This window comes from Mesorhizobium sp. M7D.F.Ca.US.004.03.1.1 (genome assembly GCF_003998635.1).
Lineage (GTDB): Bacteria > Pseudomonadota > Alphaproteobacteria > Rhizobiales > Rhizobiaceae > Mesorhizobium > Mesorhizobium loti.
Map to the genome: position 1 here is coordinate 1 of NZ_RZQG01001269.1, position 1,313 is coordinate 1,313.

The following is a 1,313-nucleotide window of genomic DNA, read 5'->3' on the forward strand; positions in this document are numbered from 1 at the left end:
CCCATGGGCACTCCCCCGGGACGGCAGATCCAGTCATGCCTTCGAATCCACGATGCGGGCTTCTGCTTCGAGGCCATCTCGCCTCTTGGCAGCGAAGGCCAAGCCGCTCTCGACTCGGGCACGCTTGGGCCCCGGCGCCTCACCCATAGCGCCCGACGCCCTCACCTGGTGTGGAGGCCGCCAGAGGCGTTTTGGCGAAGATAGTGGTGTGGACGCGGTTAGCCGCTCGCGCATCAGTGGCCAGATGGCTGCCAAGCAGCCCGACGTCGCAGTGAGTACACCTTTTTGGAGTATCCCTTCATGCCGATGCACTCTGGCTCTTGCATTAGAGAGAGCGCATATTTCGAGCTAGCCAGCATAGCTCTCCTCTAGCTAGACTGGTCAGGCCCAGCGGTCGCCGATGCAAACGTCCCCCTACGACCCTAACCGCTGGGCCGCCCAGAGCTTAACGGTCGGCTTAATCTCTTCGATCCGCACCTATCGCCGACATCCTGCGCCAGTGCCACGTCTGGATAGTCGGCACCATGCGCCAGTGCGGCCGCTCCAATTGGGGCGTGGTGCCAGCGCCGCGCCAGCGGCACCGCATCGAAAATCACGCGAGCATCGGGGTTATGGCAAAAGCGCGCGCTTCGGGTTCGCCTGGCCAAGGCATGCCAATTGTTGTCAGAAGCACGGTCCAATACGAAGGACTGGCACCTCAATAAAGAAGCCTGCCGCCTGCAGCATTTTGCTGATTGCAACGTCACGCACGGTCACCTAGCGCGGTTGTCGGCTGGACGCTCGGCCAAAGTCAACCGCCAGATTCTGAACCCTTAGTGTGGCCGGCACGTCTTGAGATGGCCGTTCGAGGTCGCGCCATCTGTCTGCAGCCTCTGTAGCCTGTTTCACAGACCGCGATGAGGTTTCCCGGCAAATGTGTGACCTGGCGGAACCGGCCATCTTCAACCGGTCTGCCGCCAATTTGAAAATGTGTTTTTAACCTGGAGCGAACAGATGCGGATATTGTTTGCCTTCGGCTCGCTTCTTGCCGCTGCGGCTTTCGCTGTTCCGACGATGGCGACCGCCGACGCGTATGTCTTTATCGAGACCATCCCCGGCGCTGTCGTCGACGCCAATTGGGGTTTTGCCCATCACGCTGTGGATGCTCGTGCGTGGTCAGTTGTGGTCAAGCAACACTGAATCATTTTGAATTTTGGCGGAGCCGTTTCAAACAGAGATTTTCGGTTGGTACGGCAGCATTGCGAGTGCAAGGATTTCGATCATGCAATCATTTCCGCCGCTGCCGTCTGCACGCTTTAGGCCTACCTCCAGCC

Annotated in this window: 1 protein-coding gene; it reads left to right on the forward strand. The window is 59.6% G+C overall.

Annotated elements, in window-relative coordinates:
* Positions 1–993: 993 nt before the first annotated feature.
* Positions 994–1,179 (forward strand): hypothetical protein, encoded by a 186-nt coding sequence (locus EN935_RS36230; RefSeq protein ID WP_127264905.1) that lies wholly within the window; start codon positions 994–996, stop codon positions 1,177–1,179.
* Positions 1,180–1,313 lie beyond the last annotated feature (134 nt).